We start from the raw sequence: 23,785 nt of genomic DNA on the forward strand, positions 1-23,785 counted from the left end.
TAGAGGCACACATGGTAACGTTTTTAGTCAAACGTCTGGTACAGGCACTGATTGTGATGTTTGTCATCAGTCTGGTGGCGTTTGCTATCCAAGACAACCTCGGCGACCCCTTGCGGGAGCTGGTGGGGCAATCAGTATCAGAAGCGGAGCGTGATGCGCTGCGTGATGAAATGGGGCTTAACGATCCCTTCTTAACCAAATATACCCGCTTTGTAGGCAAGGCCCTACAAGGGGATTTAGGCAATTCTTATTTCTTTAAGCGTCCAGTCGTGGACGTCATTTTAGATAAATTGGTGGCAACGCTAGAACTCGTGGCGGGGGCGGCACTGATCATTGTCGTGGTGTCGATTCCACTCGGGGTGTACTCGGCGATTCACCCCAATAGCATGCTCACCAAGATAATCATGGGCTTTAGTATCGTGGGTATCTCGATACCTGTCTTCTTGACCGCGATTATGCTCATGTATGTCTTCTCGATTGAGTTGGGCTGGCTGCCTTCTTATGGGCGTGGAGAAACGGCCAATTGGCTTGGCTGGGAGTCCGGCTTTTTCACCCTGGATGGCTTAGCGCATTTGGTGCTGCCCTCCGTGTCGCTGGCATCCATCATGCTACCTTTGTTCATTCGCTTGGTGCGCTCTGAAATGCTGGAAGCCTTGGGAACCGAGTATGTGAAATTTGCACGTGCTAAAGGGTTGCCCGAAAACAAGGTTTATTATCAGCATGCGCTGAAGAACACCATGCTGCCGGTGGTAACGGTTGGTGGTGTGCAAATCGGTACCATGATTGCGTACACCATTTTGACCGAGACCGTCTTTCAGTGGCCGGGGACGGGCTTTTTGTTCCTTGAAGCGATTAATCGTGTAGATACACCGTTGATTACCGCTTACGTGATTTTCGTCGGGCTGATCTTTGTGGTGACCAACACCATTGTCGATCTGCTGTATGGCTTGATTAACCCAACGGTTAACTTAACCGGCAAGGAGGCGTAAGCGATGACACAAGCGAATACAACACCAAGTCGTTGGCAGCGCTTCTTGGACTCTGACTTCTTCTACCACTTTAAGCGTGACAAGGTGGCGATCGCTAGCTTCACCATTTTCATGGTGTTCTTATTGCTCGCGGTCTTTGCGCCCTTAGTGTCCCCAACCAATCCCTATGATTTAATGGCGATTGATATTATGGACTCTGAGCTCCCCCCTGTCTGGATGGAGTGGAGCGATCCGCGCTTTTTGCTCGGCACGGATAACCAAGGGCGAGATATTTTGTCGACCATTATTTATGGTTTGCGGATCTCTTTGACCATAGGTTTGTGTGCCGTCGGCCTGCAGTTGATTCTGGGGACGGTGATTGGTCTGAGTGCCGGCTATTTTGGTGGCCGCATTGATAGCTTTTTTATGCGTATCGCCGATATCCAGCTGTCTTTCTCGACCATGATGGTCGCTATTATTGTCTCAGCGATTTTTAAAGCCAGCTTTGGCAGTGAGTTTTATAGCCAATACGCGATTTTAATGCTGGTGGTGATTATCGGGATTGCCGAGTGGCCACAGTATGCGCGGACCATTCGTGCCTCTGTCCTGGCAGAAAAGAAAAAAGAATATGTGGAAGCAGCGCGAGTGATGGGTTTCCGCTCGCCACGGATCATGTTCCGTCATATTCTTCCCAACTGCTTGTCGCCCATCTTGGTGATTTCAACCGTGCAGGTTGCCAATGCGATTATGTCTGAGGCGGCACTGTCTTTCTTGGGGCTGGGGATGCCTGTCGATCAGCCATCACTGGGCTCATTGATCAGCATCGGTTTTAATTACATTTTCTCCGGCGCGTGGTGGATAACCGCCTTCCCAGGCATTGTGCTGGTTTTACTGGTGCTAGTGATCAATTTGCTCGGCGATTGGTTGCGGGATGTCTTTAACCCCAAAATCTACAAAGGGTAAGGAAAATGGCTGCGATCGCAGCCATTTTTTTGATGGCTGTCTGACAGCTTGGTGATCCCTTGCTTGAGTCAATGTGTGACTTTGCTTAAGCTGAGCAGATTAGATTATCAAGGGAGCGACTCATGGGGCGGTGGCGAGGTTTGGCTGTCAGTGTGGTAGCAGTGTGGGCAATTAGTGCGCCAGTGCGCGCAGAACAGAACCCTTGCGCCATTATCGACCGCCAACAAGGCTGGCCAATCATTGGCGAGACATGTGATATCGGACAAGGGTTGTGGGGCAATCAATCTCCGGATCCGCAGAGCACGGCGTTTTGGGTGCAATGCGGCGCCACGCAAGGCGTGCCATCACGCCAATTCTATCAGTCTCTGCGTCAAGGCTTACCGGACTTGCCGTTTCAAGTGCAGGTGCGTGAGGGGCGAGGACGTTGCTTGATTGGTCCGTATCCTAACCTAGACGTGGCTCAGTTGGTGCTAAAGCGGGTTCTTCAATTTGGACCAACCAAGCAGGCGGTGTTAAGACAAACCCGTCAGCCATTGTCGCAACCGGCCGTGATCCGCTTACCACCGCTGTCTCAAACCCAATCGACCTCGGGAGCTGAAAAGTCGGCGCCGATGGAAACGGCGATTACCTTGAGCCATTTTGGCTTACCAGAGCCAGAAGCTGGCGATAAGCAATACACCGAAAAATCCATGAGTTGGTTGCGTGTCCCTTATGCGCAGGCGGCACCCCGCTGTCAACGTGAAGGGATGGTGTTGGCCTCCCAGCAGGAATTGGTGCAAGTGGCGCAGGCGACAGATCAGCTCCCCATGCGCTTACCGTACTGGGTACAAGGCGCCAAGGGCGTAGATGCTCGAAGTGGCAAAGTGGTGACACGTAACGCCGATGCGGCGCTCAATGTCTTGTGTAAAAAGCGGTAGTTGCTATTCGCAATAATAAGACGCCCCGCAGTGCGGGGCGTTTTTTCTCATTCGAAGGCAATTGACTGACTGCCTTTTCGGCTGGCGGAAATACTATGCCGCGGGAGGTTGTTCAGGCAGTGCTAACTTTAGCGCTGTACGTGAGACATCACTCGCGGCTTTTCCCTGATCAAGCTTATCCAACACATCAGCCAAATACGCATAGTCGGTGACGTCGGCACGATACTCCAGGGCTTTCTCAAAGTGGCTGCGCGCATCTTGCCATTTTCCCGACTGCATAAGCAGTTGCCCAAGGGCGCTGTGAAGTACAGGGTTGCGGCTATCTTGCGTGAGCAACTCTTCCAGCATCACCACCGCGGGGTAGTTATCTGGCAATTTTAGCGTCGGGATCAGGGCAATCAAGCGATCATCGGTGCGCTTTTTCAAGGCCTCGCGTAGCAGAATGTAGGCTTCTGAGTCGGCATTGCGCGCCGCCAGATGTTTGACTAACCCCGCTAAGAGTGAAGGCTGGTTGCGTTTGGCTTTAGGGAGTTGGTTCCAATGCGCCAGCAGTCCCTCGGTGCCTTGTTGACTGGCGACATGGGCCATTACACCTAGCTCAGCTCGCTCGTGTAGGGCATCAAATTGCTCATGATCAAGCAGTTGAGCCTTTTTCAAGGTGGGCAGAAGGTTAAGAAGCGCTGACCAATCTTCGAGGTGAATATAGGTGTCTTTTAGCAGCGCCAGCATCACCGGGTTGCGAGGATGCTGACGTTTAATCGCACGCAACGAGGCCAAGGCTTCTTCGTGCTGACCACTTTGGCTATGGAGCTGCGCACGAGTCAGGGCGAGAGCTAAGCTATTGGCGTTAAGATCAGCGGCTTGCTGCAGGTATTGGTCGCGAGCCTGCAGGTTTTGTCGCTGTTGTGCCGCCTCCGCGGCAGCCAATAAGTTATGCATAGGCGCATCGCTGTGAGGCCGGGCTTTGGCGAGGAGTTTTTCGGCTTTTTTCCACTCCCCTTCGCGTAACTTAATTAAGCCAGTTTGGGTTTGTTGGCGCGCTTTGCGTTGCTTACGGCCGGATAACCAGCCTGTTGCGGTGCTGCTGATGGATAAAAGCTTTCTCAGTAGCCACTCCAGTGCCCATAATACCGCGATTAACATGCCAATCAGTACCAACAAGGTGGTAACACTCATTTCCAGTGTTTGTTCTGCCGCGGAGATCAAAACATAACCTTGCTGTCCGGCTAATTGAGGGCCAACCACCAGCCCTGCCGCCAGCACAAGGACGAGCAAAAGCAATCTAATCATGATTGGCCTCCTGTCAGCGGTGCTATGTCTCGACGCAGTCGGGTATTAATTTCATCACTGACTAGCGACTGGCTTTTCAGTTTTTGCGGCAGGTCGACGCCAATGGTTTGTTGGTTCAGCTCGTCAAGCTGCTCGACAAAGCGGCGAGTGGCATTGGCGTCTTGATTATAAAAGCGCAGTGTCCAGTCTTTTCCCATCTCTAGCGCTTCGTGATACAGGGTATCATTGCCTTCATACACGGCGCGCATCGCTTGATCGAGTTTGTTTTTTAAATTTTCTTGCAGGTAGTAACTTTGGGTGGGTGATAACAAGGGCACCACGTTGCCGTCACGTTTGCGGTAGGTGACAAAGTTATCGACAAAGTCTTTGACTGAAGTGGTGAGATTACTTTTCCAGTCATTCACTGACTCAGAGACAATAGGCGTGTCCACCGCCTCGGCGTCGGGAATGACCGCGCTGGCAAGCGGAAGGTTTTCGACCCGCTGTTGCATGCTGGTCAAGCGCAGTACAATCCCATCTCTATCAACCCGTTTCACCGCCTTTAACGCGGTGATATCGTCAGCCATCGCCTGGCGAATCGGCATCAAGGACGGGTCGTTGAGCTGAGCAATGCGGTGATCGGCCGCTTCCATCAGGGCAGTGGCGCTTTGTGCATCTTGTTCGAGCCAAATTTTACGCCCAGCCATTCGGATCAGATAGTCAGCTTCTGCCAGTAACCAGTCATTGGGACGTCGGCCTTTCACTTCAGCGACGGCTTTTTGCAAGCTAGATAAACTGCTGTCTTGCTGGTTCAAACGTGTTTGAGTGGTGGCTTTCAGTTGCTCTCGCGCTTGTTCTGCCGCTTGCTTTTGTTGGTTAAGATCTTGTTCAAGGCGCGAGATATGAGATTGTTGCGCGGATACGGTGTTTTGCAACACGGTGGCTTGCTGGTGGCCATGGTAAAATACCCAGCCACTGGAGCCGAGGGCTAATGCGATGGCGATAGCGCCGAGTAATATGCCGCCACGTCCCCCCGATGAGGTTCGGCTGGCTTTTTCAGGCGCCGGCGCATCTGTCGCGTGGGTCTTGGGTGAAGATGGCGTGGTGGCCTTGCTTTGTTTGGTGTCGGTATTTTTGTTGTCAGTCATCCGAAAGTCCCGTTTTACTTAACCTGAGCAGCGTGTTAACCAGTGCATCATTGGCCACGCTGTCAACGGTCGTAATCGTGTCAAAACCCAGCGCAGTGGCTTGATCTTGAATCCTTTTACTGGGCACCAGTATACGGCATTGGCGCAGCCAGTGCTGTCCGCTCAGTGTGATAAGTTGATCAAAGTAGGCTAATTGTTGGCCACTGGTGATAACGACTGTGTCGATAGCGTCATGCGGCCAGCTTACTACTTGCGATACTAAAGGCTCAATCGCCCATTGTCGCCGATAGGTCTCGCAATAGTGAACTTGTGCGCCTTGTGCTTGTAACGTTTGCCCCATCATATCGCGTCCACTCTCCCCGCGCAGAATCACCACTTGCGTCCCTGTCACGGCACTAAAAGGAGCAAGTGTAAGCATGCCTTCGCTGTCTTCACGGGTGGGGGTCAAGATAGGCTGCCCTGAGACGGCCTGCCACTCGTTGGCAGTGCGTTGCCCAACCGCGACGTAGTGACAGTCAACAGGCCACCCCCCGTTTTGGTGTTGCAAGGCTTGATGAGCAAATGCCACGGCGCGCGGGCTCACTGCGACCAAGATGCTACCGGAAGGCAGTGAGACGAGCAGACTGGCCAGAGACGGTAAGCCTCGCCCCGGCGTAAAACTGACCAGTGGACAGGGGATCGCCGCTAGCCCTTGCTGGGCGAGTAGGGCGACTAACTGACTGCAGTCTGGCTCGGGGCGAACAACAACCGTGGTCATGCGTCGTCTTGATAAAGCTTATCCAAGATTTGACGCGCGCCTTGAGCAAGAAGCTGCTCTGCCAAATCGGTGCCGAGCTGTTCGCCTTTTTCAAGCGGGCCCGTGACTTCGCCACGTAAAATGGTGGAGCCGTCAGGTTCGCCGACCAACGCACGTAGCCAGATTTTATCGCCTTGAATGTCTGAATAGCTACCAATCGGGACCTGGCAGCCGCCCTCTAGGCGGTTGTTCATTGCGCGCTCACATAAGACGCGCTGCGTGGTGCTGGCATCAGACAAGGGCGCGAGCAAGGTGCGAATGCGTTCATCATCAAGGCGACACTCAATCCCTACGGCGCCTTGGCCGACGGCGGGTAGAATGACTTCTGGTGGGATTTCGCTGCGAATGCGTTCATTCAAACCTAATCGTTTTAAGCCAGCGGCAGCGAGGACAATCGCATCGTACTGGCCGTCATCGAGTTTACCGAGGCGTGTCCCCACGTTGCCCCGTAATGTGTTAATGACCAGATCAGGACGACGCTCGCGCAATTGACATTCGCGGCGCAGGCTAGAGGTACCTACCACCGCGCCTTCAGGTAAGTCGTCAATGCTGTCGTAGTGATTGGAGACAAACGCATCACGTGGGTCGCCGCGTTCACAAATCGTGACCAGCCCTAATCCTTCGGGGAATTCAACCGGGACATCTTTCATTGAGTGCACCGCAATGTCTGCGCGGCCGTCGAGCATGGCTTGTTCAAGCTCTTTAATAAACAAGCCTTTACCACCGATTTTCGCCAAAGGCGTGTCCAGAATCACGTCACCTTTCGTGACCATCGGCACCAGTTCAACCGTTAGCCCCGGGTGAGAGCGCTCTAATGCGTCTTTAACAAATTCAGCTTGCCAGAGAGCCAAAGGGCTTTTGCGCGTGGCAATGCGTACAGGCGTTGAGTACATGGTTTGTTTTCCTTCTTGGTTCATAACACCCATCGTAACATTGGCGCTGGACGACTCGTAATCTCTGCCATGCGGTTTGGCGATTTATGACGGCGTTATGGTCATATAGGTGAAAAAATGTGATCGATAGCGTATTATTTGCGCAAATAATGAGATCTGAAGGCGGCAATATGGCTGACTTACGACTAAGGTAGTAGAGCAAAAAAGTTGATATTGGTCTCAAAAAGCACCTATAGTGCGATGTTGATACCACCACACAGGCATCGGGGTTATTGGCTTTACCCGAGTTGTCGAGAGTGTTACATTGATCACGTTTTGTTATCTGCAATTGGGCGGATACGGTGAAGACAGTAACGTCGACCTGTTGACCGGGATGTCAACGAATCTGGATGATTGCCTTGCAAACATACGTAGAACAGCAAACTGAGCGCATAGAAGCGTTTAACCGCGTGAGAATGGATCGCGCGCGGTCCGCGATGAGCCGTCAGGCGCAAGCTATCTTTGATGTGCTGCCAGTGCTTTTACATCTAAATCACCCCGCATTACCCGGGTTTTGTGGCGACAGCGTGCCTTTCGGTATTGCTGATTACGCGCTCGATGAGACACAACGAGAGTTTGTCTCTGATTGCCTGATCCACTCAAACACCCGCTTCTCTTCTTTAACCGCCTGCGTGGAAGGCCGTGAGCGCCATCCGATCAAAGGCATGTATACCATGGGCAGTACCGGCTCGATGGGGCAAAGCCTCACCAGTGATCTCGATATTTGGGTGTGTATCGATGCCTCTGTAACGGCCGCTCAGCGCGATAAGCTTGATGCCAAATGCATGGCGATCTCGGAATGGGCGTTAAGCCAAGGGATAGAAGCCAATTTTTTTGTGGTTTGTGAGGGGCGCTTTCGTCATCATCTCTCCCAAGCGATGACCAGCGATAACTGTGGCACCAGCCAGCATTTCCTTTTGCTGGACGAGTTTTATCGCTCCTCTATGCGACTCGCCGGGCAAAAGCTGTTGTGGTACATGGTACCACCAGAGATGGAAGGCTGTTATGAAGAGTACGTCGACACACTGGTAGCCGAACATGGCCTTGACCGTCGTGATTGGGTCGATTTTGGCGGCCTGCCGACCATCCCGGCCGAAGAATATTTTGGCTCGAGTTTGTGGCAGCTGTATAAAAGCATTGATTCGCCGTATAAGTCGGTGCTCAAAGCGATTTTGCTCGAGGCGTACTCGTGGCAGTATCCCGGCACCCAGCTTTTGAGTGTGGATGGCAAACGCCGCTTCTATGCAGGCTGGGTCGATGTGTATCAATCTGATGCTTATTATCTGATGCTGGAAAAAGTCACCCGTTACTTGGAGTCGATTGGTGACACGCGCCGTTTAGATTTGGTTCGTCGTTGTTTTTACCTTAAAACCCATGAGAAATTGACCCAGTCCCCAGCGACTGGCTCGGTCGCTTGGCGCCGCGAAGTGCTGCGCTTATTGGCGCGTGAGTGGGGCTGGGATGAACAGGCATTGGCGTATCTCGATAATCGTCGCCATTGGAAAGTCGAGGAAGTACAGCACGCCCACAATGAATTGCTTGATGCTTTGATGCAAAGTTATCGGAACCTGATCCGCTTTGCGCGCCGTAACGACATTACATCCGCGATTAGCCCGCAAGACATCAGCATTCTCGCCCGCAAGCTCTACGCGGCATTTGAAGAGTTGCCGGGTAAAGTCACCTTGCTCAACCCGCAAATTTCGCCAGACTTACACGAACCGGATCTCACCTTTATTCAAGTACCGGAGGGGCGGACTAATGCGCCGGGATGGTATTTGTATAAGCACTCGCTTGATCCGGTCGATATCATCGGTCGCGCCCCACTTGAGCACAACAGCTACCTCTCCAAGCTGGTCGCTTGGGCATTTTTCAATGGGCTGCTAACAGAGTCTACACGCCTGGATACCGTGGTACGCGACGCCGATGTTGATATTGATACCTTGTATCAGCTGGTCAGTGATATTCGTAATACCTTCTCGCTCAACCCTCCACGTCCGACGCTGGATGCGTTGTCGAGCCCATGCGAAATCCGTCAGCTCGCCTTGTTTGTCAACCTGGAGCACGATCCAACATCAGCCTACAAAAAGCCGTCGATGCGCTTTGATTTTAAAAATAGCGATATTTTTAGCTATGGCCCTGAACAAACCTGCTTGGTGGGGAGTGTTGACCTCGTTTACCGCAACTCATGGAACGAAGTGCGCACGCTCAATTACCGTGGCGACGATGCCATTTTGGAAGCGCTAAAAACCATGTTGGGTAAAATGCACCAGGATGCGGTGCCGCCTGAGTCAGTCGATGTGTTCTGTTATTCGAGCAAAATGCGCGGTTTAATCCGAAACTTGGTTTACCAACTGGTGGCTGAGTGCATTGAATTACGTTTAAAGCCGGTTGAAAAAGAGAAGCGTCGTCGTTTTAAAGCCTTACGCATCGGCAAGCAAACTCATGGTTTGTTCTTTGAGCGTCGTGGTGTGTCAGTCCAGCGGTTGGAAAACTCGGTCGACTTTTATCGCTGTATTTCCACCAACAAGGTAAACGGCACGCCAGTGATGGTGGTGGATAATCCGCAGGATGTGCATCCGCCGGAAGTCGTGGATGCGTATGCCAGCGAGGGCTTAGTACAGTTTTTCTTTGAAGATTGTACCAATGGTTACAACCTCTATATTCTCGACGAGAACAATCGGGTGGAAGTGTATCGTCAGTGCAGCGGGGATAAAACCGAAATGGTACAGGGCGTAAACCGTTTTTATACCTCGTCCCACGACCGTTACAGCTACAGCGCGAACTTCATTAACTTTAATTTGCCGCAGTTTTATCAGATTGTCACCGATGACGGGGGCGACACCCAAGCCTTGCCCTTTAAATGTGATGGTCAGTGGCAGCCACCACGTCCGCCTTCTCAAGGCGGGTTTACCGGGCAAGTCGCATCATTTAAGTGAGCATAAGCGCCCGAGCCGCGGGCGCTTATGCGTGACCATGTATCACCAAGAAATAGGTTCGCCAGCGTGCTTGCTGCACTCTTGCTGAACTAAATCCATCAGGATCAAGCCGGTTTTGCTGCAAGTCCACTCGCCGTCTTTGAGGGCGAAGTGGAACCCACCACTTTTTGACGCCACCCAAATTTCTTGCATGGGCTCTTGGCGATTAATGATGATCTGGCTGCCATCATCGAACTCCAGCGTCATCACGTTGCCAACGCTCTCATAATCGATGTCGGCGCCTGAGTCATCGATACCTTCTTCAATGGCCTGCATTTGTAAATCGACCAACTGATGATATTCCGTTGTGTTCATCCCGTTACATCCTATTGCTTTTCATGGTTGTGATGCGATTATAGAGGGCATTGACTCGATAATCACTGGCATTCACTATGCGAAAACTCGTCATTTTACTGATGTTCACTGGCATCATGACACTGACCGGCTGTGGCCAACAAGGGCCCCTGTATTATCCGGACCAACAACCGACGCAAAATCAATAACCAACGACGACAGGGAAGAGCACCTTGGACTATTTCAATTATCAGGACGACGGCCAGCTGTGGGCTGAATCACTGCCCTTGACCCAACTGGCCCACGACCACGGCACGCCCTTGTACGTATACTCGCGTGCCACCTTTGAGCGCCATTGGCACGCGTTTGATCGCGCCGTGGGCGACCACCCGCATTTGGTGTGTTATGCCGTTAAAGCGAACGCCAATATTGGCGTATTAAATGTGCTGGCACGCTTGGGCTCAGGGTTTGATATTGTCTCTCAAGGTGAGCTTGAGCGCGTGCTCGTCGCCGGTGGTGATCCCGCGAAAGTGGTGTTTTCTGGCGTGGGCAAAACRGCCGCAGAGATGCGTCGTGCGCTGGAAGTAGGCATCAAGTGCTTCAACGTGGAATCACACTCTGAACTGGACCGCTTAAACCAAGTGGCGGGCGAGTTGGGTGTGCAAGCGCCGATATCGCTGCGTATTAACCCCGATGTGGATGCCAATACTCACCCTTATATTTCTACCGGGTTGAAAGACAATAAGTTTGGCATTGCCTTTGATCAAGCGCTGACGAGCTTCCGTTATGCGGCCAGCTTGCCACACCTTAAGGTCGAAGGTATTGATTGCCATATCGGCTCGCAGTTAACCGAGCTAGCGCCTTTTATTGAATCCACCGACCGTTTGCTGGCGCTGATTGATACCTTGGGCGATGAAGGCATTGCGATTCGCCATCTCGATGTGGGTGGCGGCTTAGGCGTGACCTACAGCGACGAGAAACCGCCGCAGCCATCGGAATATGCCAAAGCGCTGTTGGCGCGTTTGGACAATCATCGTCATCTTGAGCTGATTTTTGAGCCGGGCCGTGCGATTGCTGCCAATGCAGGGGTGTTGCTGACCAAGGTCGAATTCCTCAAGCACAGTGAGCACAAAAACTTTGCCATTATCGATGCGGGGATGAACGACTTAATTCGTCCGTCCCTGTATCAAGCCTATCAAGAGATCATCCCTGTGGTGCCGCGCGACGGTGAACCGCAAACCTATGATTTGGTTGGCCCGGTGTGTGAAACGGGTGACTACTTAGGTAAAAATCGCTCGCTGGTGTTAGAAGCAGGCGATTTGCTGGCGGTGCGCTCAGCCGGCGCGTATGGCTTTGTGATGGCGTCAAACTATAACTCACGCTGCCGTCCTGCCGAAGTGATGGTCGATGGCGACCAGGCACACCTTGTGCGCGAGCGCGAGAACTTGGCGTCGTTATGGCAGCTTGAACAGCGCCTACCAGAATAAGGATTGGCATGCAGGTACAGTTTGCAAAAATGCACGGACTGGGCAACGACTTCATGGTGGTTGACTGTGTCACGCAAAACGCGTTCTTTTCGCCGGATCTGATTCGGCGTCTGGCCGATCGTCATCGTGGCGTCGGCTTTGACCAGCTATTGGTCGTTGAGCCGCCCTACGATCCCGAAACAGACTTCCACTACCGCATTTTTAACCCTGACGCATCGGAAGTCTCGCAATGTGGCAATGGTGCGCGCTGCTTTGCGCGTTTCGTGCGAATGAAAGGCCTGACCAATAAGCATCAGATCAGCGTGAGCACCCAAGCCGGTAAAATGCTGCTGCACATTGAAAACGACAATCAGGTGCGCGTGAACATGGGCGAGCCGGAGTTCACGCCGGGAAAAATTCCGTTTCGTGCCAACTCGCAAGAGAAAACCTACTTAATGCGGGTGGCGGAGCAGACCTTATTTGTTGGCGCCGTGAGCATGGGCAATCCGCATGTGGTGACCGTGGTTGAGGATGTCGACCACGCCGATATGGACACCTTGGGGCCGTTACTTGAAAGTCACGAACGCTTCCCTGAACGGGTCAATGCTGGCTTTATGCAGATCCTTTCCCGCAATGCGATTAAGCTTAGAGTGTACGAACGCGGTGCCGGCGAAACCCAAGCCTGTGGCAGTGGCGCGTGTGCCGCGGTTGCGGTCGGGATTATACAAGGCGTGCTGGATGAGCAAGTAACGGTGAGTTTACCCGGTGGAGATCTACGCATTCGCTGGCGCGGGCCGGGCCATCCCTTATCAATGACAGGCCCAGCGACACATGTATTTGATGGACAATTGCAATTATGAATGATGGGGTAGAAGCCTCGACACTAGAAACCATGCCACTAAGCGACGAGGCGGTGGCGGCGTATTTAAAAGACAATCCAGATTTTTTTATTCGCCACCGCGATTTGCTGACGCAGCTGACCGTGCCACACGGTGAGCAAGGCGCGGTATCGCTGGTGGAAATTCAACTTAAGCGCCTGCGTGAGCGGGTGGCGGAGTTGGAAGAAGACATTACCCAGCTGATGAGCCTGGGGGCGAAAAACGACGCGCTGTTTCGTGCTTTTGCTGAAGCGCATCAAGCACTGTTGCGTGCCAACACGCCACAGGCGGTGCAAGCGGCGTTAACGGCACTTAGCGAGCAACTGCAACTGACCGTTAGCTTACGGGTGTATGCGCCTATCGACGGGCTGCAGACCATGCCGCGTCAGGCGGTGGATCAATTAAAAAGCCATCATTTTGCAGGACGTCGTTGTTATCTTGGGCGCTTGCGCCGTGTGGATGCGGAAGCGGTGATGGCAACGCCACCGGAGCTAGGCTCTTTTGCGCTGGTACCGATTAAAGGGGAGGGCAAAGAGTGGGGACTGTTGAGCTTTGCGAGCGCAGATGGCGGGCACTTTCAACCAGACATGGACACCCTTTTTATCGAACAGCTGGCCTCGCACTTGGCCATTTTATGCAGCCAATGGGCGAAAAAGGGTGAGCGTCAGTGACAGCGGTAACGCCTGACCAAGCTGCTCCCCGTTCACTGACGGTCCCGCTCGACCGCTTTTATCAATATCAGCTCAGCGAGCGGGGCCTTAGTGCCCATACGCAACGCAATTATCAGCGCCAGTTAGATAAAATTGTCGACTTTCTGACCGCGCGAGGTATCGCCCATTGGCAAGATGTGGATGCGGATTGGGTGCGACAAATTTCGAGCCAAGCCAAACGCGATGGCCTTAAACCGGGCAGTATTGCGTTGCGGCTGTCCGCGTTGCGCAGCTTTTTCGACTACCTCGTTCTCACCGAGCAGCTCGCGGCTAATCCGGCCAAGGGGGTCGCCGCGCCTAAGCAAGGGCGTCAGTTGCCGAAAAACCTTGATGTGGATGAAATGAATCAGCTGCTCGAGGTGGATCAAGACGACCCGCTGTCGGTGCGTGATCGGGCGATGATGGAGCTGATGTATGGCGCAGGATTGCGTTTAGCCGAGCTGGTGGCTCTCAACGTGCGTGATGTCTCGGTACGTAAAGGTGATTTGCGTGTCACCGGTAAAGGGGAAAAAGAGCGCATCGTGCCTTTTTCCGGCATGGCCAAAACCTGGGTGATGAACTGGCTGAAAGTGCGTAACCAGCTCCTCAAAGGGCCAGAAGAGGCACTGTTTATCTCTAAACTTGGCCAGCGAATTTCGCACCGTAGCGTGCAAAAGCGTATGGCGGAGTGGGGACAAAAGCAGGCGGTGAATAGCCACATTAATCCTCACAAACTGCGTCATAGTTTTGCCACTCACATGCTGGAGTCGTCCGGGGATTTGCGCGCAGTGCAAGAGCTGCTCGGCCATGCCGATTTAAGTACCACACAAATCTATACCCATTTGGACTTTCAACACTTGGCGAAAGTGTATGACGCGGCGCATCCTCGCGCCCGCAGCACAGGGGCTAGCAAACCTCGCGCAGGCAAAAAAAACAACTCGGAGTCGTGATATGAAATTTTATCGTCGCTTAAACGCGTTTGATGCGGTGAGTTTTGACTTGGATGATACCTTGTACGATAACTGGCCGGTGATCGCACGTGCGGAGGCGGCGCTAAACGACTATTTGAGTGAGCACTGCCCGCCGCTCGCCGCGCTTGATAAAGCGACCCTTGCGGGATTTCGCCGCCAAGCCCGTGATGAGAACCCAGCCCAACGCTTTGATGTTACCGCGATGCGGGTTGCGCAGCTGACGCTTGCCGGTGAACATGTTGGTTTAACCGCGGAGAAGGCGCGCGCACAAGCCCAAGCGGCGACCACCTTCTTTTGCGGATATCGCAGTGACTTTACTCCGCCAGCGCAAAGTTTGGCTTACTTAAAAGCCTGGTCCGAGAAACTGCCATTGGTGGCCATCACCAACGGTAACGTCGACACCGATGCGATTGGCCTGACGCCGTTTTTCCAGCATATTTTCCGTGCCGGTGAACACGGGGCAGCCAAGCCGAGCCCAGAGATGTTTGATAAAGCCGCGCAGGCCTTGGGCATCGCCCCGGCGCGTATTTTACATGTGGGCGATCACTTAAGTTCGGATGTAGCTGGGGCGCGCCAAGCGGGCATGCAAGCATGTTGGATCCGCCCAGAGCGCCAATCCCCCATGATGCATAAAGGGCGCACCTTACCGGATGTGGCGATCGACGATTTATCTGAGCTCGATACCCTTATTCAGCAACGGCACCGCTAATAGGTGCCGCTTGGTTTGCGGACTAGCCAGTTATCAAGGTTAAGCCACCCCGGCCCCCACACACTGACCACCAACAAGATTACGCCCCACATTATGTGGTCATCATAGCCACGCTCCCATAGCAGTGGATAGGAGGCGACCGCGACGATGTTGAACACAAATAACGCCAACGTCATGGGACGCGCGAGCAGGCCCAAAGCAACAAATATCGGCAAAATCAGCTCCGCCGCGGTCCCTAAATAAGCGGCCAGCTGCCACGGCAGCAACGGCACTTGATACTCATACTCGAACAGGTATAGGGTGCTGTCCCAATTTTGGTATTTGATCAGTCCGGATTGAAAAAAAATCCACGCTACATAGACGCGACCCACCAGAAGAAGTAGCGGTTGCAGTGGGGTAAGCGCGCGGGCGAAGGTGTGATTGATTGTGGTTAGCCACATGGCTTACTCCTTAGCATTGCAGGCAGTCGTTGGGGTGGTAAATGCATTCATGGCCGCGAGCTCAGACACACACGCCAGTTGCGCCTGTGACAGGGCGCCTAATGGAGTGAGTGGGCAGGCGTTGAGCACACTGACATGATGGGTATTGAGCGCGTACCAATGCACCTTGTCTTGGTTAGCAACCAGTAATAAAGCTTGCGGCTTCTCGACCACCAAGCCTTCGAACTGCTCGGTGGCGATTGCTTGCCACACGTCACTCACCGCGTAGTCGCTTTCAAATAAACGCGCTTGATGGTTGAGCGGTAAACAAACCTGCGCTTGTTGCTCAGGGCTTAGCAACGCGAGCGCGCTGCCTTCAAACGCCGGAGAGGGAGGGGTGAGAGTGAGCACCACTTGCGCCCACTCAAAACGGGCAAGTTCGGCGCAACACGGCACGGGCTCGATAATATTGGGCAGGGCGCGCAAGGTCGCATCGAACTGTGCGCCATAGTCTTCCATTACCCCGGTTTGCGGGGGATGCACCATCGCATGATGACGCGCTACCGCATCAAAACACGCCTCACCCAGTAGTGCACAGGTCTTGGGATACACGCATTTTAGCGTGTCAATGAGGGTGACCACATAATGGTTACGATAAATCTGCAATCGTTTGTCAGCGGCAAGGCGACCGTCTTTTATCGGCAGCGGCTGAGGGTCATCTCGCAATGTGGCAGCAAAGGCCTGCTGTAGGGTTGCCAGCGTCATACCGCCTCCTTATGTCGAGCCAGTCGGTGGTGGGCTTTGGCCGCTTCTGCTAACAATCGCTCGGGTGCGGGCAAGTCGCTATCCCACTCAATGAGGGTGTGGCGAGGGCCGTGGCGGTCAATCCACTGTTGATAGAGCGTCCATACTGCCTCGCTAACCGGCTGGTTATGGGTGTCTATCCAAATTTCTCCTGCGGGGGTGTGTTTGACGGTAAACCCAGCAAGGTGAATTTCTTTCACCGCATGGGCGGGAATCGCGTCAAGGTAGGTGCTGGCGCTGAAATCATGGTTAAACGCGCTGACATGAACGTTATTTAAATCGAGCAGTAAATCGCAGCCCGTGCGAGCGTGTACTTCGGCGAGAAAGTCCCATTCGTGGTAGTCACCCTGAGCAAAGCTTAAATAGCTCGATGGGTTCTCAATCAGCAGAGGACGCTGCAGCGCGTCTTGAACCTGTTGCACATTGGTGCAAAACACCCGCAATGCCTGCTCGGTGTAAGGGAGGGGGAGTAAATCGTGAAAGTGCTGCCCGTCTATCCGGCTCCAACTTAAATGGTCAGACACAAACAGTGGCTCGACGTGTTTGACCAGTGTACACAATTTGTCTAAATGTGCCCGATCAAGCGGCTCGTCGCTCCCCAGCGACAGCCCCACGCCATGACAGCTGATGGCGTAATCCTCACGTAACCGCATCAGGGGTGAGAAGGCAGGACGGTGGGGACGGAAATAGTTTTCACTGTGAATTTCTAACCAGCCAAGCTTTGGGCGATATTGGTCGAAGTAGGCGAGATGTGGTTGTCTGAGCCCCACGCCGGTCAAAACGGTTGCCTCATCCATGGTTGCTCCTTGTGGTCAAATGACAAAGCCCGGGGTTAGCCCGGGCGCGCCATATCACGATGACGAGGTACTGCCGCCGGCTAAGCGATCGCACAAGCCTTTTGGTACCATCACAAACGCATCTTTTTGGCCGTCTTCGGTGGAGGTGCCCGCGCAGGAGCTGGTGTTGGTGGCGCAGTCATTTTGTCCGGCTTTGGCGACGCCATAGCATTTTTCTTTTTCTGCCGCATGGGCCGGTGCGCTAGTGAGTGTGGTCGCGCCTACGGCCAGCAATCCTGTCACAGCGGCGGCAACCGCTAGGTTAGTATGTTTCATCATGCTTCCTCTTCTTGTTCCGTGTTGGTGTTATCAGCCCACTGATTGGTGGTGGGCATATAAACCAAGATAGGAAAACACTGCGCAATCTTTCACCACTTAAGCGATTTTTTGCGTGCTGGTGGCTAACCTGCTGAATTATTGTTTAAAAAAGTTGCGTCGGGATCGGGCGCGCAATTTAGTGGCGAGCTGGTATAATCGCTAACCAGTGTATAAATACCCAGTAAAATGGCAGGTGGCGATGGACGTATCAACTCTTCTTGACGGACTCAACGACAAACAGCGTGAAGCCGTGGCCGCGCCGCTCGGCAACCATTTGGTGTTGGCAGGTGCTGGCAGTGGTAAAACCCGGGTGCTGGTTCATCGTATGGCTTGGCTGATGAGGGTCGAAGAGGCATCGCCATTCTCGGTGATGGCGGTCACCTTTACCAACAAAGCGGCAGCGGAAATGCGCGGCCGTATCGAGCAATTGATGCAAGGCACCGCCTCTGGCATGTGGTGTGGCACCTTCCACGGCATTTGCCATCGTATTCTCCGTGCCCACTATTTAGACGCCAACCTGCCACAAGACTTCCAAATTCTTGATTCAGACGATCAGCAGCGTTTACTACGTCGGTTAATTAAAGCGCAAAACTTGGATGAAAAACACTGGCCCGCCAAGCAAGCGAGTTGGTATATCAATGGCAAAAAAGATGAAGGCTTACGTCCCAAGCACATTGATACCCGCCATGATCCTGTTGAAAGTACTTGGCTGCGGATTTATCAGGCTTATCAAGAAGCCTGTGATCGCGCCGGTTTGGTGGATTTTGCCGAGATCTTGCTGCGAACGTTAGAGTTATTGCGCGATAAAGCGGTGATCCGCGAACACTACCAAGCGCGTTTCCAGCACATTTTGGTGGATGAGTTCCAAGATACCAACAACATCCAATATGCGTGGCTGCGTATGATGGCCGGCCAACAGGCGCATGTGATGATTGTCGGTGACGACGACCAATCCATTTACGGTTGGCGTGGCGCGAAAGTCGAAAATATTCAGCGTTTTCTGGATGATTTCACCACCCCGCAGACCATTCGTTTGGAGCAAAACTACCGCTCAACCAGTACGATTTTGCAAGCGGCGAACACCCTGATTGAAAACAATGCCGACCGGATGGGCAAAAGCCTGTGGACCGAGGGCAAAGAGGGTGAGCCCATCTCTGTGTATGCCGGTTTTAATGAGCTGGATGAAGCGCGTTTTGTGGTCGGGAAAATCAAAACCTGGCAAGACGAAGGCGGCGCGCTCACCGACAGCGCGATTTTATACCGCAACAACGCCCAATCTCGGGTGCTGGAAGAAGCCTTAATTCAAGCCGGTCTCCCTTATCGTATCTACGGCGGCATGCGCTTTTTCGAACGTCAGGAAATCAAAGATGCGCTGGCCTATTTACGTTTGATGGCGAATCGCAATGACGATGCGGCGTTTGAGCGGGTGGTAAACACGCCCACTCGGGGGATTGGTGATCGCACCCTTGAGACGCTTCGTGGCGCGGCGCGCGATCGTGGCCAAACCTTATGGCACACGGCCGAGCAAATCTTGGCAGAAAAAGCACTGGCAGGACGCGCAGCCAATGCGCTGGGCCGGTTTATCGAGCTGGTCAATGCGCTAGAAGATGACACCCGTGACATGGCACTGTATCAACAAACCGATGCGGTGATCCGTCACTCCGGCTTGCGCGCCATGTACGAGCAAGAAAAAGGTGAAAAAGCGCAAGCGCGTGTCGATAACTTGGAAGAGTTGGTGACGGCTACGCGCCAATTTACGCCTCCTGAAGAGGCGGAAGCGGAAGGGATGACACCGCTGTCGGCGTTCTTGGCCCATGCCGCCCTTGAGGCCGGTGAAGGCCAAGCGGACGAGTTTGATGATGCGGTCCAATTGATGACCTTACACAGTGCCAAAGGCCTCGAATTCCCCTTAGTCTTTATGGTCGGGGTGGAAGAGGGTATGTTCCCCAGCCAGATGTCAGCCGAAGAAGCGGGCCGCTTAGAAGAAGAGCGTCGCCTTTGCTATGTCGGCATGACGCGAGCGATGGAAAAGCTCTATCTGACCTACGCAGAAATGCGCCGTGTGTACGGCAAAGACATGTTCCATAAGATCTCGCGCTTTATTCGTGAGCTGCCCGAGGCCTGCTTGGAAGAAGTGCGGATGCGTGCCAATGTCTCACGCCCTGCCGCAAGCGGTGGTCGTTTTTCCAAAACGCAGACTCAGGAGAACTTTAACCAAACCGGGTTTAGTTTGGGTCAGCGGGTTCAACACCCTAAATTTGGTGAAGGCACCATCATCAACTTTGAAGGCAGTGGCGGACAAAGCCGCGTGCAAGTTGCCTTTAATGGGGAAGGGATTAAGTGGTTGGTGACTCAGTACGCCAAACTGGAAGCGCTTTAAGCTCGACCGGTTAACGCCAAAAAACGCCCAGCCTCGGCTGGGCGTGTTGGTATTTATCCTATCACCTGCGTTTTTCAGCTGCATCGTTAGCCGAACACGCCAGCTTGCCAAACGACCGCGCCACCTAGCAGCAAAAACAACAACGCACACAGGCCATCGATAACCGGGGCGACTTTGGTGAGCACTTGCTGTACGCGACTGCCTGATAGCAGCCAGGCGAGTGACGAAAACCAGCCTAATGAGAGCAGAAACACCACCGCCACGGCCATGGCTTTGCCGCTGGCAGACATGCTGGCCGGCACCAAGGTACTCATCAACGAAATAAAAAACACCAAGGCTTTCGGATTAAAAAGGTTGGTCAGCACCCCTTTCCAAAAGGCTTGTTTTTGGCCGCGTACCGCAGGCGCATCATTGGCGGTTTGCGCCGGTGCTGTGGTGGTGGCGAGCAAGCCTTTAATCGCGCTAAGGCCTAAATACATCAGCACACTGCCCCCTGCCACCTGCACCCACATAAACAGTTGCGGGTGCTGATGTACCAACAGGCTGATGCCGGTAATGCTCAGTATTGTGTGCGCCAAAATACTGAGCGATAACCCCAGCGCAATCGCCAAGCCAGTGGCACGGCCATAACGGGTGGCATTTTGGAGCACCAAGGCAAAGTCGGGCCCGGGGCTGAGCAGCGCAATCATATGCACCCCCGCCAGCGTGGCGAGAATAGCGAACTCATTCATCCTGATTTTCCTGCTGACAAAGGCGTGGTCTCTATCTTGGCCTCTTGCTGTCGTTTCGCCCGATAGGCATCAAAGCTAAATATCGCCAAGGCGGCCCAAATAAAGGCAAAGGTGGTGGCTTTATCTGGGGTAAAGGGTTCGTCATACAAGCCGACGGCGAGTAAAAACATTAAGCTAGGGCCGATATATTGGAAAAAGCCCAATACCGTTAAGGGTAAGCGGGTGGCGGCGCCGGTAAAGCACAGTAAAGGCACCGTGGTGATCAAACCGGCAGCGGCCAGTAGCATATTCAGGCTGATGGGATTATCGAGCAGGTTGGCGCTGGGTGTATCGGCAAACTGCCACAGATAAATCAGCGCAACGGGCAAGAGTGTGCAGGTCTCCACAAACAAACCCGGCACCGCAGGGAGATTGATTTTTTTGCGCAGTAAGCCGTAAATCGCAAAACTGGTGGCCAGCACCAACGCAATCCAAGGCAGTGAACCAAAGGTGATCAGTTGTACCAATACCCCTACCAACGCTAGCGCGGCGGCAAGCCACTGTAGACGGCGGAAACGCTCACCAAGAAAGATCATCCCCAGCGCTACGTTCACCAGTGGATTAATGTAGTAGCCAAGGCTGGCATCCAGCATGCGGTTATTGACAATCGCCCAGATAAAAATCAGCCAATTACAGCCAATAAAGCAAGAGGTGAGCATCAACATCAACAGCTTTTTCGGCTCGCGGACAATCGGCTTGAGCTGATAAAAACGACGGGTGAAAAAAAGCAGCAATGCCAAAAAAACAAACGACCACAATACCCGGTGCGCCAAAATTTCCGGCGCCGGAATATGGTTGACCGTTTTAAAGTACATGGGGGCGATACCCCACATAATGTAGGCCGCAAGGGCCAATAACACGCCTTGGCGTGTACGTTTTGGATCAGGAATCACAGCGCAGTCTCGTTATAAGTGTCGGTCAGGGATGAACACGAACGTGTGCATGTTGCCTAGATGTAACAAGTTGTAAGGGCGGGCGCAAGCACCTTTCTCTGTGCTCAGGGTTTCATCGCTTACGGGGTGTCGGTAGAATGAGCGCCAGTTTGAGTAATGAGCTTGATTATGTCCGCCACCCCCGCCCATGCCGATGCGTCAACCGAAACTGACGTCGCTACCGCTGATCCTGCCATGAGTCCTGCCCATCAGGTACTCAAAGCGGTGTTTGGTTATCACCAGTTCCGCGAGGGTCAGCAAGCGGTGATTGATGCGGCGATTGCGGGGCGTGACGCCTTGGTGATTATGCCGACTGGGGGAGGGAAGTCTCTGTGTTATCAGATCCCCGCGTTGGTGCGCACTGGCTTGACCGTGGTGATTTCACCTTTGATTTCATTGATGAAAGATCAGGTTGACCAGCTTAATGCTAATGGTGTTGCCGCGGCGTGCTTAAACTCAGCGATGACGCCTGAGGCGCAAGCGGACACCTTGCGCGCGTTAAATCAGGGGGAGGTGAAGCTACTTTATGTATCGCCTGAGCGCGCGTTAGGGCGCGACTTTATCCATCGCTTAACGGAGTGGCAACTGGCGTTGATTGCGGTCGACGAAGCGCACTGTATTTCCCAATGGGGCCATGACTTTCGCCGCGAATATGCCTCTTTAGGCCAGCTCAAACAGCACTTTCCTGACGTGCCGGTGATGGCGCTGACGGCCACCGCAGATGCCACCACGCGCGAGGATATTTTATCCCGCCTTGCCCTGCACGATCCCTTGGTACATCTGGGTAGCTTTGACCGCCCTAACATTCGCTACACCTTGCTGGAAAAGCACAAACCTTTGGCGCAATTGGTACAGTTTCTGAGTGGTCAACGCGGCCAATCAGGGATTGTCTATTGTAATAGTCGTAAGCGGGTTGAGCAGGTCACTCAAAAACTGTGTGATAACAATATGCTCGCCGCTGCCTACCATGCGGGAATGACCACCGAGGCGCGCGGCTCCGTGCAAGAGGCGTTTCAACGTGATGATGTCAACATTGTGGTGGCGACCGTAGCATTTGGGATGGGGATCAATAAGCCCAATGTCCGCTTTGTGGTGCACTATGATGTGCCGCGCAATATTGAATCTTACTACCAAGAAACCGGCCGAGCAGGGCGAGATGGATTACCGGCTGAAGCGGTGTTGTTGTACGACCCCTCCGACATGGGATGGCTCCATCGCTGCTTGGAAGAAAAGCCGGATGGGCCCCAAAAGCAGGTCGAAAGCCATAAACTGATCGCGATGGGCGCGTTTGCTGAAGCGCAAACCTGTCGCCGTTTAGTGCTCCTAAACTACTTTGGCGAGAATCGCCAAACCCCTTGTGGCAACTGTGATATTTGTCTCGACCCACCCACCCATTTTGATGGCACCGAACAAGCACAAAAAGCGCTGTCGTGCGTGTACCGTGTTAACCAAAGCTTCGGGGTTGGATATGTGGTGGAAGTGTTGCGCGGGATGCAAAATCAGCGCATTAAAGATCATGGTCACGACAAGCTCTCTACCTATGGCATCGGGCGAGAGTGGAGCCATGAATACTGGGTGAGTATTATTCGCCAATTGATCCACCGCGGTTATCTGGTGCAAAACATTGCCCGTAGTTCGGTGCTGCAGTTGACCGAACAAGCGCGACCATTGCTGCGCAGCGAGATTGCCCTCGAGCTGGCGGTGCCGCGTATTGGCCTCAGCCCTCGCACCAAAGCCAACAAGCTGAGCCAGCGCCATTACGATAAAAAACTGTTTGCCAAGCTGCGTAAGTTACGGAAAGCCATTGCTGACGAAGAAGATATTCCGCCTTACGTGGTATTTAACGATGCCAGTTTGATGGAAATGGCCGAGATGCTGCCGTCATCTCAAGCAGAGCTCCTGGCGGTGAGTGGCGTGGGGCAGCGCAAGCTAGAAAAATTCGGCGATGCATTTTTGGACTTAATTGATGATCATCTCAGTGTGAGTGAATTTGGTTATGGCACCGAGTAACTGGCAACTGATGGCGTCCGACGGCGCCTTGGCGTTTTATCAGCCGCAGCTGGATGCGGATAATGCTAAAGAAGTCTGTCAGCCATTGTTAGAAACCCTCGCAGCCTCTGTGCTTGAGTGGCAACAAGACGCTGACATGATGACTTGGCTGATTGATTTTGAAGGCACTCGGCTAATGCTCAAAGCGGCGCATTATACCCAGAGCGTGTGGTTGGAGCCGTTGGACAGCGACGGCGATGAGGTGATTGCGTTTTTACATCGCTGGTGGACGCGTCATCCGCCTCTCTAAATTGCACTGGCACCGTCGATTGATTGCTGTATAATTCGCCACCTCGCGCTAC

The 23,785-nt window shown here is 53.3% G+C and carries 24 protein-coding genes; 13 read left to right on the forward strand and 11 right to left on the reverse strand.

Annotation, left to right across the window (positions count from 1 at the left end; all coding sequences use genetic code 11):
* The first annotated feature begins 11 nt into the window (after positions 1-11).
* The 3 genes from BZG23_RS12955 to BZG23_RS12965 all read left to right on the forward strand — a co-directional run bounded on the left by BZG23_RS12955 (position 12) and on the right by BZG23_RS12965 (position 2,848).
* The gene (locus BZG23_RS12955; protein ID WP_046074479.1) at positions 12-989 is read left to right on the forward strand and encodes an ABC transporter permease; all 978 of its coding nucleotides are present in this window, start codon (positions 12-14) and stop codon (positions 987-989) included.
* Positions 990-992: 3 nt separating this feature from the next.
* Positions 993-1,931 carry an ABC transporter permease gene (locus BZG23_RS12960; protein ID WP_077579522.1) on the forward strand — a complete coding sequence of 313 codons (939 nt, stop codon included), beginning with the start codon at positions 993-995 and terminating at the stop codon, positions 1,929-1,931.
* 122 nt (positions 1,932-2,053) lie between these two features.
* Entirely contained in the window at positions 2,054-2,848 is a 795-nt protein-coding gene (locus BZG23_RS12965; RefSeq protein ID WP_077607184.1) for a hypothetical protein, read from the forward strand.
* A 93-nt stretch (positions 2,849-2,941) separates the two neighbouring features.
* On the opposite strand, the gene BZG23_RS12970 is transcribed toward BZG23_RS12965, so the two are convergent.
* Genes BZG23_RS12970 through hemC form a run of 4 tightly spaced genes read right to left on the reverse strand, consistent with a single transcriptional unit; the run spans position 2,942 to position 6,954 of the window.
* Complete coding sequence (locus BZG23_RS12970; RefSeq protein WP_046074476.1) at positions 2,942-4,138, reverse strand: heme biosynthesis HemY N-terminal domain-containing protein; 1,197 nt, start codon at positions 4,136-4,138, stop codon at positions 2,942-2,944.
* On the reverse strand, positions 4,135-5,265 hold the full coding sequence (locus tag BZG23_RS12975) for a uroporphyrinogen-III C-methyltransferase (RefSeq protein ID WP_077607185.1): 1,131 nt from the start codon (positions 5,263-5,265) through the stop codon (positions 4,135-4,137). Before BZG23_RS12975 ends, BZG23_RS12970 begins: the two co-directional genes overlap by 4 nt.
* Positions 5,258-6,022: a uroporphyrinogen-III synthase gene (locus BZG23_RS12980; RefSeq protein ID WP_077607186.1), complete on the reverse strand. Its 765-nt coding sequence runs from the start codon at positions 6,020-6,022 to the stop codon at positions 5,258-5,260. The genes BZG23_RS12975 and BZG23_RS12980 overlap by 8 nt, the downstream gene beginning before the upstream one ends.
* On the reverse strand, positions 6,019-6,954 hold the full coding sequence (gene hemC, locus BZG23_RS12985; protein WP_046074500.1) for a hydroxymethylbilane synthase: 936 nt from the start codon (positions 6,952-6,954) through the stop codon (positions 6,019-6,021). Before hemC ends, BZG23_RS12980 begins: the two co-directional genes overlap by 4 nt.
* A 389-nt stretch (positions 6,955-7,343) precedes the next feature.
* Here hemC and BZG23_RS12990 point away from each other — a divergent pair, with 389 nt between their 5' ends.
* Entirely contained in the window at positions 7,344-9,929 is a 2,586-nt protein-coding gene (locus BZG23_RS12990; RefSeq protein ID WP_077579519.1) for a class I adenylate cyclase, read from the forward strand.
* 42 nt (positions 9,930-9,971) lie between these two features.
* Here the strand turns inward: BZG23_RS12990 and cyaY are convergent, their stop codons facing one another.
* Positions 9,972-10,283, reverse strand: coding sequence for an iron donor protein CyaY (cyaY, locus tag BZG23_RS12995; RefSeq protein ID WP_046074472.1), 312 nt, complete (start codon positions 10,281-10,283; stop codon positions 9,972-9,974).
* A 77-nt stretch (positions 10,284-10,360) separates the two neighbouring features.
* Between cyaY and lptM the strand changes: the two genes are divergently transcribed.
* From lptM to BZG23_RS13025, 6 genes are read left to right on the forward strand one after another with little or no spacing between them, the layout of a single operon-like run.
* Positions 10,361-10,471 carry an LPS translocon maturation chaperone LptM gene (gene lptM, locus BZG23_RS16505; protein WP_046074471.1) on the forward strand — a complete coding sequence of 37 codons (111 nt, stop codon included), beginning with the start codon at positions 10,361-10,363 and terminating at the stop codon, positions 10,469-10,471.
* Positions 10,472-10,495: 24 nt separating this feature from the next.
* Complete coding sequence (lysA, locus tag BZG23_RS13005) at positions 10,496-11,749, forward strand: diaminopimelate decarboxylase (protein WP_077607187.1); 1,254 nt, start codon at positions 10,496-10,498, stop codon at positions 11,747-11,749.
* Between the two features lie 8 nt (positions 11,750-11,757).
* Positions 11,758-12,588 carry a diaminopimelate epimerase gene (dapF, locus tag BZG23_RS13010; protein WP_077607188.1) on the forward strand — a complete coding sequence of 277 codons (831 nt, stop codon included), beginning with the start codon at positions 11,758-11,760 and terminating at the stop codon, positions 12,586-12,588.
* Entirely contained in the window at positions 12,585-13,277 is a 693-nt protein-coding gene (locus BZG23_RS13015; protein WP_077607189.1) for a DUF484 family protein, read from the forward strand. Before dapF ends, BZG23_RS13015 begins: the two co-directional genes overlap by 4 nt.
* A complete protein-coding gene (gene xerC, locus BZG23_RS13020; protein WP_046074467.1) occupies positions 13,274-14,245 on the forward strand; it encodes a tyrosine recombinase XerC in 972 nt (323 codons plus the stop codon). The genes BZG23_RS13015 and xerC overlap by 4 nt, the downstream gene beginning before the upstream one ends.
* Before the next feature lies 1 nt (position 14,246).
* Entirely contained in the window at positions 14,247-14,975 is a 729-nt protein-coding gene (locus BZG23_RS13025) for an HAD-IA family hydrolase (protein WP_077607190.1), read from the forward strand.
* Here the strand turns inward: BZG23_RS13025 and BZG23_RS13030 are convergent.
* From BZG23_RS13030 to BZG23_RS13045, 4 genes are read right to left on the reverse strand one after another with little or no spacing between them, the layout of a single operon-like run.
* Positions 14,972-15,415 carry a DoxX family protein gene (locus BZG23_RS13030; RefSeq protein WP_077607191.1) on the reverse strand — a complete coding sequence of 148 codons (444 nt, stop codon included), beginning with the start codon at positions 15,413-15,415 and terminating at the stop codon, positions 14,972-14,974. The two genes, BZG23_RS13025 and BZG23_RS13030, sit on opposite strands and share 4 nt — an antisense overlap.
* Positions 15,416-15,418: 3 nt before the next feature.
* Entirely contained in the window at positions 15,419-16,159 is a 741-nt protein-coding gene (locus BZG23_RS13035; protein ID WP_077607192.1) for an HvfC/BufC N-terminal domain-containing protein, read from the reverse strand.
* The gene (gene bufB, locus BZG23_RS13040) at positions 16,156-16,995 is read right to left on the reverse strand and encodes an MNIO family bufferin maturase (RefSeq protein WP_077607193.1); all 840 of its coding nucleotides are present in this window, start codon (positions 16,993-16,995) and stop codon (positions 16,156-16,158) included. The genes BZG23_RS13035 and bufB overlap by 4 nt, the downstream gene beginning before the upstream one ends.
* Before the next feature lie 54 nt (positions 16,996-17,049).
* Complete coding sequence (locus BZG23_RS13045) at positions 17,050-17,310, reverse strand: BufA1 family periplasmic bufferin-type metallophore (protein ID WP_046074463.1); 261 nt, start codon at positions 17,308-17,310, stop codon at positions 17,050-17,052.
* 241 nt (positions 17,311-17,551) lie between these two features.
* Between BZG23_RS13045 and uvrD the strand changes: the two genes are divergently transcribed.
* A complete protein-coding gene (gene uvrD / locus BZG23_RS13050; protein ID WP_069360776.1) occupies positions 17,552-19,732 on the forward strand; it encodes a DNA helicase II in 2,181 nt (726 codons plus the stop codon).
* Positions 19,733-19,818: 86 nt separating this feature from the next.
* Here uvrD and BZG23_RS13055 read toward each other — a convergent pair whose 3' ends face one another.
* Positions 19,819-20,463 carry a LysE family translocator gene (locus BZG23_RS13055; protein ID WP_077607194.1) on the reverse strand — a complete coding sequence of 215 codons (645 nt, stop codon included), beginning with the start codon at positions 20,461-20,463 and terminating at the stop codon, positions 19,819-19,821.
* Entirely contained in the window at positions 20,460-21,392 is a 933-nt protein-coding gene (rarD, locus tag BZG23_RS13060) for an EamA family transporter RarD (RefSeq protein WP_077479965.1), read from the reverse strand. Before rarD ends, BZG23_RS13055 begins: the two co-directional genes overlap by 4 nt.
* Positions 21,393-21,629: 237 nt before the next feature.
* Here rarD and recQ point away from each other — a divergent pair, with 237 nt between their 5' ends.
* Together recQ and BZG23_RS13070 are read left to right on the forward strand one after the other, a co-directional pair.
* On the forward strand, positions 21,630-23,444 hold the full coding sequence (recQ, locus tag BZG23_RS13065) for an ATP-dependent DNA helicase RecQ (protein WP_198532176.1): 1,815 nt from the start codon (positions 21,630-21,632) through the stop codon (positions 23,442-23,444).
* On the forward strand, positions 23,431-23,733 hold the full coding sequence (locus tag BZG23_RS13070) for a DUF3630 family protein (RefSeq protein WP_077607195.1): 303 nt from the start codon (positions 23,431-23,433) through the stop codon (positions 23,731-23,733). The genes recQ and BZG23_RS13070 overlap by 14 nt, the downstream gene beginning before the upstream one ends.
* Positions 23,734-23,785 lie beyond the last annotated feature (52 nt).

Origin of the sequence: Salinivibrio sp. ML290, from assembly GCF_001995695.1 — a bacterium.
GTDB classification, from domain to species: domain Bacteria; phylum Pseudomonadota; class Gammaproteobacteria; order Enterobacterales; family Vibrionaceae; genus Salinivibrio; species Salinivibrio siamensis.

Bases quoted from the DNA above. Each gene is read 5' to 3' on its own strand.
- lptM (WP_046074471.1), top strand. From the start codon at position 10,361: ATGCGAAAACTCGTCATTTTACTGATGTTCACTGGCATCATGACACTG.
- bufB (WP_077607193.1), bottom strand. From the start codon at position 16,995: ATGGATGAGGCAACCGTTTTGACCGGCGTGGGGCTCAGACAACCACAT.
- BZG23_RS12975 (WP_077607185.1), bottom strand. From the start codon at position 5,265: ATGACTGACAACAAAAATACCGACACCAAACAAAGCAAGGCCACCACG.
- BZG23_RS12990 (WP_077579519.1), top strand. From the start codon at position 7,344: ATGATTGCCTTGCAAACATACGTAGAACAGCAAACTGAGCGCATAGAA.
- BZG23_RS13030 (WP_077607191.1), bottom strand. From the start codon at position 15,415: ATGTGGCTAACCACAATCAATCACACCTTCGCCCGCGCGCTTACCCCA.
- BZG23_RS13015 (WP_077607189.1), top strand. From the start codon at position 12,585: ATGAATGATGGGGTAGAAGCCTCGACACTAGAAACCATGCCACTAAGC.
- uvrD (WP_069360776.1), top strand. From the start codon at position 17,552: ATGGACGTATCAACTCTTCTTGACGGACTCAACGACAAACAGCGTGAA.
- BZG23_RS12965 (WP_077607184.1), top strand. From the start codon at position 2,054: ATGGGGCGGTGGCGAGGTTTGGCTGTCAGTGTGGTAGCAGTGTGGGCA.
- hemC (WP_046074500.1), bottom strand. From the start codon at position 6,954: ATGTACTCAACGCCTGTACGCATTGCCACGCGCAAAAGCCCTTTGGCT.
- dapF (WP_077607188.1), top strand. From the start codon at position 11,758: ATGCAGGTACAGTTTGCAAAAATGCACGGACTGGGCAACGACTTCATG.
- BZG23_RS13025 (WP_077607190.1), top strand. From the start codon at position 14,247: ATGAAATTTTATCGTCGCTTAAACGCGTTTGATGCGGTGAGTTTTGAC.
- BZG23_RS12970 (WP_046074476.1), bottom strand. From the start codon at position 4,138: ATGATTAGATTGCTTTTGCTCGTCCTTGTGCTGGCGGCAGGGCTGGTG.
- BZG23_RS13070 (WP_077607195.1), top strand. From the start codon at position 23,431: ATGGCACCGAGTAACTGGCAACTGATGGCGTCCGACGGCGCCTTGGCG.
- recQ (WP_198532176.1), top strand. From the start codon at position 21,630: ATGAGTCCTGCCCATCAGGTACTCAAAGCGGTGTTTGGTTATCACCAG.
- BZG23_RS13055 (WP_077607194.1), bottom strand. From the start codon at position 20,463: ATGAATGAGTTCGCTATTCTCGCCACGCTGGCGGGGGTGCATATGATT.
- BZG23_RS12960 (WP_077579522.1), top strand. From the start codon at position 993: ATGACACAAGCGAATACAACACCAAGTCGTTGGCAGCGCTTCTTGGAC.
- cyaY (WP_046074472.1), bottom strand. From the start codon at position 10,283: ATGAACACAACGGAATATCATCAGTTGGTCGATTTACAAATGCAGGCC.
- BZG23_RS13035 (WP_077607192.1), bottom strand. From the start codon at position 16,159: ATGACGCTGGCAACCCTACAGCAGGCCTTTGCTGCCACATTGCGAGAT.
- BZG23_RS12980 (WP_077607186.1), bottom strand. From the start codon at position 6,022: ATGACCACGGTTGTTGTTCGCCCCGAGCCAGACTGCAGTCAGTTAGTC.
- BZG23_RS13045 (WP_046074463.1), bottom strand. From the start codon at position 17,310: ATGAAACATACTAACCTAGCGGTTGCCGCCGCTGTGACAGGATTGCTG.
- BZG23_RS12955 (WP_046074479.1), top strand. From the start codon at position 12: ATGGTAACGTTTTTAGTCAAACGTCTGGTACAGGCACTGATTGTGATG.